The 8,472-nt window shown below is 71.5% G+C and carries 5 protein-coding genes; 4 read left to right on the top strand and 1 reads right to left on the bottom strand.

The window, feature by feature from the left end; genetic code table 11:
• Window positions 1–453: 453 nt before the first annotated feature.
• From ACFXBC_RS20735 to ACFXBC_RS20720, 4 genes are all read left to right on the top strand, one after another.
• Complete coding sequence (locus ACFXBC_RS20735) at window positions 454–1,920, top strand: amino acid permease (protein WP_385026164.1); 1,467 nt, start codon at window positions 454–456, stop codon at window positions 1,918–1,920.
• 167 nt (window positions 1,921–2,087) lie between these two features.
• The gene (locus ACFXBC_RS20730) at window positions 2,088–3,794 is read left to right on the top strand and encodes an amidohydrolase (protein ID WP_385026161.1); all 1,707 of its coding nucleotides are present in this window, start codon (window positions 2,088–2,090) and stop codon (window positions 3,792–3,794) included.
• A complete protein-coding gene (locus ACFXBC_RS20725) occupies window positions 3,791–4,033 on the top strand; it encodes a DUF3311 domain-containing protein (RefSeq protein WP_385026158.1) in 243 nt (80 codons plus the stop codon). Before ACFXBC_RS20730 ends, ACFXBC_RS20725 begins: the two co-directional genes overlap by 4 nt.
• Window positions 4,030–5,499, top strand: coding sequence for a sodium:solute symporter (locus tag ACFXBC_RS20720; RefSeq protein WP_385026155.1), 1,470 nt, complete (start codon window positions 4,030–4,032; stop codon window positions 5,497–5,499). The genes ACFXBC_RS20725 and ACFXBC_RS20720 overlap by 4 nt, the downstream gene beginning before the upstream one ends.
• On the opposite strand, the gene ACFXBC_RS20715 is transcribed toward ACFXBC_RS20720, so the two are convergent.
• Entirely contained in the window at window positions 5,444–8,350 is a 2,907-nt protein-coding gene (locus ACFXBC_RS20715; protein WP_385026152.1) for an FAD-binding and (Fe-S)-binding domain-containing protein, read from the bottom strand. The two genes, ACFXBC_RS20720 and ACFXBC_RS20715, sit on opposite strands and share 56 nt — an antisense overlap.
• Between the last annotated feature and the right edge of the window lie 122 nt (window positions 8,351–8,472).

Below are 8,472 nucleotides of genomic sequence, written 5' to 3'. Positions count from 1 at the left end.
GGGGAGGGGACGGGTCCCCTCCCCGCACCGGCTGCCTAAGGGCTGTCCCGTAATCCCTGGTGGATCAGCGCGCGGCGTCAGATGCGGTGCATCGCAAGGCGGAGGGGCGTCCGCATACTGGATGTATTCGGGCGTTCCGACAACGCGGCGAGGCGCCGTAGCTGTCGTCGTGCGCCCGCCAGGGATTGCGGGACAGCCCTTAGTGCTGCGGCACTAGGTGTGCGCCCGTATACGCTTTCCCTGTCCCGTGGCCGGAATTCCACCCTCCGCGCCGCGGGTGGAATACGTAAGGCGATGGCGGTGAGAGGGGCGCGGGAGCCGGAATTCAGGCCCTGGTACCCGGTCGGCGGCCCGTTCTGGATCTTCCTCATGCATTTACTTTTCGGCCAGCATGCCGGGCACTGCTGATTTCCTGACGGCAGCTCCACGCACTTTCCGAAGTAAGGGGTCCCCGTGGCAGAGAACAACGGGTCCGGCGAGACCGGACGCGAAGAGACCGGAGGGGCCGGGCTCCGGAGCGCACTCAAACAGCGGCATATGACACTGATCGCCCTGGGCGGGGTGATCGGGGCGGGGCTCTTCGTCGGCAGCGGGGTGGTGATCGACGAGACCGGACCTGCCGCGATCATCTCGTTCCTGCTGGCCGGCGGGCTCGTCATCCTCGTCATGCGGATGCTGGGGGAAATGGCGGTGGCCCGCCCCGCGGTCGGCTCTTTCTACGCGTACGCCCGGCTCGCCCTGGGCAATTGGGGCGGCTTCACCATCGGCTGGCTCTACTGGTACTTCTGGGTCAACGTGGTCGCTCTCGAAGCGGTGGCGGGCGCCAGCCAGATCCATGCCTGGCTGCCCGGAATCCCGCTGTGGGTCGTCAGCCTCTGTCTGATGGTGCTGCTCACCGGGGTCAATATGTTCTCGGTGCGCTCGTTCGGTGAGTTCGAGTACTGGTTCTCCTCGATCAAGGTCGCCGCCATCACCGTCTTTCTCGTCGTCGGCCTGGTCTTCGTCCTCGGCCTGTGGCCCGGCGCCCATGCCGACGTCGGCAACCTCACCCAGCACCACGGATTCGCACCACACGGCGTCGGCGCCGTCCTCACCGCCGTGATTCCCGCGGTGGGCTTCTTCACCGGCGCCGAGATCGCCGCGCTGGCCGCCGCCGAGTCCAAGGACCCGCAGCAGAGCGTGGCCAGGGCGACCCGCTCCGTGGTGCTGCGGGTGCTGCTGTTCTATGTGGGCTCGATCTTCCTCGTCATCGCGATCGTGCCGTGGAACGATCCCTCGGTGGCCCAGGGCCCGTATGTGGCGACGCTCCAGCACATCGGGATCTCCGGCGCGGGCAACCTCATGCGGGTGCTGATCCTGGTCGCGGTGCTCTCCTCGCTCAACGCCGGTCTCTACAGCGCATCGCGGATCGTGTTCGCACTGACCAAGAACAACGACGCGCCGCACGGCCTGACCAAGCTCAGCAAGCGGGGCGTACCCCGGCGCGCGATCCTGCTCGCGACGGTGCTCGGTTATGTGTCGGTGATCATCGCGTATGTCTCGCCCGGCGCCGTGTTCTCCTTCATCGTCCACTCCTACGGCGCGGTCGCCCTCTTCGTCTACCTTCTGGTCGCCCTCTCCCAGGTGCGGCTGCGACGCAGGCTGGAGCGCGAGGACCCGGGGTCGCTCACGCTGAAGATGTGGTGCTTCCCGTATCTGAGCTGGTTCACGATCGCCGCGATGGCCGCCGTGATCGTCGCGATGGCGGTCCTGCCCTCCACCCGCTCCGACTTCGCCGCCAGTGTGCTGACCCTCGCGGTGGTGCTGGGCGCGTACGGGATCCGGGCGTACCGCACCCGGCGGCAGCCGCGTACGGCCGACGAGCCCGTCGTGACCGGCCCGGAACCGGCGCCGAGCCCGGTGCTGGACTCCCGGAAGTGACCGCGAACTGGTCCTGCCGCGATCACCGCTGAGCGGGGAGCATGGCGAGAATTCAGCGGCGTCCGGGCCCGGCGCCGTTGACCTTCTCAGCCCGCTCCGCGCAGCCGGGCCCCCTCCGCCGGCTGCCGCTACGCAGGTGTTGACCTGCTTCAGGTGGTGATCGTTCGATGTCCGACGTCCCCCGTACCGCTGATCCCCTCGCAGCCGCCGACCTCGTGATGCTGGGCGGCACGGTGCGCACCATGGACCGGGGTGGTACGACCCGGACCGCCCTGGCCGCCCGTGACGGGCGGGTGCTGGCAGTGGACTCCGACGCCGCGGTGCTCGGCCTCGTCGGCCCGCGGACCCGGGTGCTCGATCTGCGGGGCCGCTGCGCCGTGCCGGGGTTCATCGAGACGCACAACCATCCGACGTTCTTCGGGCTCACCCTGGCGGCCGACGTGGACGCCGGGAGCCCGCCCAACACAGCCGTCCGCGACATCGTGGACCGGGTCGAGCAGGCCGTGGCCGGTGCGGAGCGCGGCAGTTGGATCCGCGGCTACCGGTACGACGACACCCTGCTCGCGGACGACCGGCACCCCACCCGCGACGATCTGGACCCGGTGTCCCCGCACCATCCGGTCTGCCTCCAGCACATTTCCGGTCACTTCTGCGTGCTGAACTCTGCGGCGCTGCGGCTGCTGGGGATCGACCGCGGGTCCCCGGACCCGGTCGGCGGGGCGATCGGCCGTGACGAGGGCGGCGAGCCGACCGGGGTCCTCGCCGAGACCGCCGCGTTCGCCGCCTACGCGGCCATGCCCAAGCCCGGCTCGGCGGATCTCGCGGGGGCGCTCGGGCTGGCCGGGGACGCCTATCTGGCCGCCGGGGTCACCACCGTCCACGACACCGGGCTCGGGCTGGTGGGCGGGGCCGGTGAGCTGGACGCCTACCGGGTCGCGCACGCATCGGGGCGGTTGCGCAACCGGATCCGGGCCTATCTCGTACAGGACCTGTTCCCCGGTCTCGGCGAGGGCGCGCTCAGCCCGGTCGAGGCGGGCATCGCGGGGCTCGGCGACGATCTGTTCCGGGTGGCCGGGGTCAAGCTGTTCGCGGACGGATCCCTGCAGGGACTGACCGGATGTGTCTCGGAGGGGTACGCCTGCGCGCCGGACCAGAACGGCCTGCTGATCCATCCGCAGGACGATCTGAGCCGCCGCGTCGCGACCCTGCACGAGGCCGGCTGGCAGGTCGCCGTGCACGGCAACGGGGACGCCGCGATCCAGGCAATCCTCAACGCGTACGCGAAGCTCGGCCTCGGCCCCGGGGAAGCCGACAGGCGGCACCGGATCGAGCACTGCCAGATGGTGAGCGAGGAGCAGCTGGACACGATGGCCGCGGCCGGGGTGCTCGCCTCGTTCTTCATCAAGCACGTGTACTACTGGGGCGACCGGCACCGCGACCGCTTCCTCGGTCCGCGGCGGGCCCGGCGCATCAGCCCGCTGGCCTCGGCACGGGCGCACGGCGTCCTGTTCGGCCTGCACTCCGACACACCGGTGGTGCCGGTGCCGCCGCTCGAAGGCATCTGGTGCGCGGTGCGCCGGATGACGCGCGACGGCGAGGAGCTCGGGCCCGAACAGCGCGTGGACGTGGACACCGCGCTGCGCGGCTACACCAGCCAGGCAGCCCACCTCGGCTTCGAGGAACGGAGCAAGGGCAGCCTGGAACCGGGAAAACTCGCCGACATCGCGGTGCTCTCGGCCGACCCGGCGGTGGTCGATCCGGCCCGCATCAACTCGCTCCGGGTGGACGCCACCGTCATCGGCGGTGAGGTGGTCTGGCGCGGCGACACCGATCTCGAAGCCGGCCGCCCGCCGTCGGACGGGGAGACGCGGTGAAGGGGAACCGCTGGAGCCTGGCGGTCGGGCTCGGGCTGCCCGCCGTCGCCGTCCTGGTGGTGATGCCGCTGCTCGCCGACACCTCCGTGTACGTGCTCGGCATCCCGCTGCTGTTCTTCTGGATGTTCCTCTGCTTCCCCCTCACCAGCTTCTGCCTGTGGATCGCCTGGCGGATCGACCGGCCCCGGTACCCGGAGGATCCGCCGCCCGCCGCACACCGGGAGGTGAGCGGGACATGATCGCGGCGGTCTTCTTCGGGGTCCTGGCGCTGTCCGTACTGGTCGCGTTCAGCGCCCGGCGCGGAATGCGGAGGGTGTCCATCGGTGAGTACCTGGTCGGCGGCCGGTCCTTCGCGCCCTGGCTGCTGTACTTCCTGGCGGTCGGTGAGGTCTACAGCATCGGCACCATGATCGGTTTTCCGGCCGGCATCTACGCGGGCGGGGCGAGCTACGGGGTCTGGTTCCTCGGCTACATCCTGCTCGCCTATCCCCTGGGCTACTTTCTCGCGCCGCTGATCTGGCGTGCGGGCGTGCGGTACGACGCGATGACCGTCCCGGACGTGTTCGGGCGGCACTTCCGCAGCCGGAGCCTGGAGCTGGTCACGGCGGGCGCCCTGCTCGTGGCGCTCGTGCCGTGGGGCCAGTACCAGTTCATCGGGATGCAGGTGGTGCTCGGCGCGCTCGGACTGCCCCTCAGCCCGGTGCAGGCCGTCGTGCTGGCCGGGGCCGTCTCCTTCCTGTATCTCGCGGTGTCGGGGGTGCGCTCCCCCGCCTTCGTGTCGATCCTCAAGGATGTCCTGATGATCGTCGGGATCGTGGTGGCCGGGGTCATCGTGACCGTGGCCGCCGGGGGCACCTCGCGGATCTTCGCTTCCGGCCGGGTGCCGCACGCGCAGGTCACCATGGGCGGCTCTCCGATGGTGTTCGCGCTCACCACCATCGTCTTCCAGAGCATCACCTTCTATCTGGGCTTCTCGGCGACGTACATCTTCACCGCCAGGTCGGAGCGGGCGATCAAGTCATCGGTCGTGTGGATGCCGCTCTACATGCTCGTGTACCCCTTCCTCGTCGCCACCGCGTACTTCGCCTTCGCCACTGGCACCAAGGTCGACGACCCCAACACGGTCTTCATGGCCGTCGTGCAGGACCGGCTGCCCGGCTGGCTGGTGGGTGTGGTCGCGGCGGGCGCCGGCCTCTCGGGCATCCTGGTCCTGTCCGTGACCGCCCTGTCCATCGGCGGCATCGTCTCCAGGAATCTGGCGCCGCGCGTACGGCCCGAGGCCCAGCGCCGGTGGACGACGGCCGCGGTGGCGGTTTTCCTGGTCGCCGCGGCGGTCCTCACACTGACGGCTTCGACGCTGATGCTGACCGTGCTGAATCTGACGTACTACCTGCTCGGCCAACTGGTGCCGGGCTGGATCGCGTTGATGTTCTTCCGCCGGGTGCGGGCCTGGGCCGTATCGGCGGGGATCGTGGGCGGGGTCGCCGCCTCCATCGTCCTGTACGCGACCGACCCGGGCCTCGCGGGCATCAACGCGGGCCTGATAGCCGTCCTGCTGAACTGCGCGCTCACCTTCGGCCTGAGCCGGCTGCGCCCGGGTCAGCCGCTCACCCCCGTCGCCGCACTGCCCGGAAAGCCGGACGGGGTGGTCACCGCAGGTGCCGCGCCAGGAGCTGGGCGAGGTGGTCACCCGAGCGGTCGGTGAGGCTGTCGAGCTGGGTACGGCAGCTGAAGCCGTCGGCGAGGATCGTGGCGTCCGGGGCTGCCCGGCCGACCGCGGGCAGCAGCTGCTGCCCGGCCACCGCGACGGAGACGTCGTGGTGGCCCTGTTCGACACCGAAGTTGCCCGCGAGTCCACAGCAGCCGCCGAGCCGTTCGACCGTGGCACCGGCCGTACGCAGCAGTTCGGCGTCGGCCTCCCAGCCCAGCACGGCGTGGTGGTGGCAGTGCGGCTGGGCGACCACGGTGGTGCCGGACAGGTCGGGCGGGGTCCAGCCGGGGGTGCTGCCGAGCAGTTCGGCCAGCGTACGGGTGGCCGCGGCGACCTCGGCCGCGGCCTTCGCGTCCGCGTCGCCCTCCTCGTCCCCGTCCGCACCGTCTCCTCCGAGGAGTTCGGCCGCGTCGGAACGGAGCACAGCGGTGCAGGAGGGTTCGAGGCCGACCACCAGTGCTCCGGCCCTGACGTGCGGCGCGAGCGCCCGTACCGTGGCCCGTATCTGCCTTCGGGCGCCGTCCAGTTGGCCGGTGGAGATCCAGGTCAGACCACAGCAGACAGGCTGTCCGGTGACGGTGACACGGTATCCGGCGTCCTCCAGGACCGCGACGGCCGCGGCCCCCGTGCCGGGAGAGAAGGCATCGGTGAAGGTGTCGACGAAGAGGACCACATCGCCGTGGCGTGCGCTGCGGGCGGCCGGCGCCGTGGGACGCCGGGCGAACCAGCCGCGGAACGTCTCGGGGGCGAACACCGGCAGTTGGCGCCGTGGATCGACCCCGGCGGCGCGGACCAGGAGCGGGTGCAGGGCCCGTGAGCGCATCACCATGTTGGCCAGCGGGGTGAGGCCGGGCAGCTTCCGTACCAGACGCGCCCAGCGGGGAAGCCAGCCGAGGGCGTAGTGGCTGCGGGGGCGCGGCCTGCGGCGGTACTTCTGGTGCAGCGCCTCCGCCTTGTAGGCGGCCATGTCCACCCCGGTCGGGCAGTCCGACGAGCAGCCCTTGCAGGACAGGCAGAGGTCGAGCGCTTCGTGCAGGGCCGGGGAGCGCCAGCCGTCCGGTCCGAGCCGGCCGGAGACGACGTCCTGCAGCACCCTGGCCCGGCCGCGGGTGGAGTCCTTCTCCTCCCGGGTGGCCAGATAGCTGGGGCACATCACCCCGCCGGACGCGGTGGTGTCGGCGCGGCACTTGCCCACCCCGGTACAGCGGTGGACGGCCATCGAGAGATCGCCACGGTCGTGCCGGTGGGCGAGGCCGAGGGTGGGGAGCTCCTTACGGCGCAGCGGCCGTGCGCCGGCGGCGCGCACGGCGTGGTCCACCGGGTCGGGCCGTACGATGACGCCGGGGTTGAGCAGGTCGTCGGGGTCGAAGACGCCCTTGACCCGTTCGAACAGGCCGATGGCCTTCGGGGAGTACATCAGCGGCAGCAGCTCTCCGCGCGCCCGCCCGTCGCCGTGCTCGCCGGACATGGATCCGCCGTGCCTGGCGACCAGTTCACCGGCCTGGAAGAGGAAGTCCCGCAGGACGCGTGTCCCGTCGGCGGCACCGAGCGGGAAGTCGATACGGATATGGACGCACCCGTCGCCGAAGTGCCCGTAGGGCAGCCCGGTCAGCCGGTGCTCGGCCATCAGGGACTCGAACTCCCTGAGGTAGTTGCCCAGTTGCCCGGGCGGGACGGCCGCGTCCTCCCATCCGGCATGGGCCGGGTCGCCCGCAGGGGTACGGGCGGCGAGCCCGGCGCCGTCCTCGCGGATGCGCCACAGCGCGGCGGCGTGCGCGGGGTCGGTCACGGTACGGGAGTCCAGCGCCCCGGCGTCCGCGATCAGCCGGCCCGCCTCGGCGACCAGGGCGGCGGAGCTCTCACCGGCCAGCTCGACCAGCAGCCACCCTTCTCCCCGGGGGAGTTCGGGTACCGATGCGGCTCCCTTGCGGTCGACGACCACGCGGACGATCCGTGCGTCGAGCCCTTCGCAGGCCACCGGCGCGTACGGCAGGATCGCGGGGACGGCGTCCGCCGCTTCGGCCATCGTGGGATAGCCGAGCGCGATCAGGATGCGCTCCGGTTCGTCCCGTACGAGCCGGACCCGGGCCGCGAGGGTCAGCGCCAGGGTGCCCTCGCTGCCGACGAGGGCCCGCGGTATGTCGAAGCCGCGTTCCGGGAGGAGGTGTTCCAGGCTGTAGCCGGAGACCTGCCGGGGGAATCGGCCCAACTCGGTCCGGATGACTTCGAGTTCGCTGCCCACCGTGGCCCGCAGGCCGTCGAGCAGGGGCGATTCGGCCGTGGGGTGCGGTACCGCGCCGAGCCGCAGCCGCTCCCCCGTGCCCGCCAGGACGTCGAGGCCGAGGACGTTGTCGCTGGTACGCCCGTATCCGAGGGCCCGGGAGCCACAGGCGTTGTTGCCGATCATGCCGCCGAGCGTCGCCCGGTTGTGGGTGGAGGGGTCGGGGCCGAAGCGCAGACCGTGCGGTGCGGCGGCCCGCTGCAGAGCGGACTGGATCACCCCTGGTTCGACCAGCGCGGTCCTGGCGTCCGGGTCGATCTCCAGCACCCGGTTCAGATGCCGGGAGGTGTCGATGACCACGCCGGGTCCCACGGCGTTCCCCGCGATGGAGGTGCCCGCGCCCCGCATGGTCAGCGGGATCCGCTCCTCCCGGCAGACCGCGAGGACCGCGGCGATCTCGTCCATGTCGTGCGGGAGTACGACCACGCGGGGCGGCACCCGGTACAGGGAGGCGTCCGACGCGTAGAGCGACCGGGCCAGCGGGGAGTCGTCGGCCTCGGCCACACCGGCGCGGCGGAGTGCGTCGGTGATCTCCGCCGCGGTTCGGGTACGGGACGTGTGCACAGCGCTACCTCACGGTGGGTCAGGGGCGCCCCGCGGGGATCGGGGGCGGGGCGCGACGGGCAGATGTACGGGGCCGAGGGGCCGGCGGGACGACCGTCCGGCCGGGTGGCGGAACGGCCTGC

Origin of the sequence: Streptomyces sp. NPDC059398, assembly GCF_042751845.1 — a bacterium.
Lineage (GTDB): Bacteria > Actinomycetota > Actinomycetes > Streptomycetales > Streptomycetaceae > Streptomyces.
Note: the sequence above shows the minus strand (reverse complement) of the source record. Positions and strands in the feature narration are given on the sequence as shown.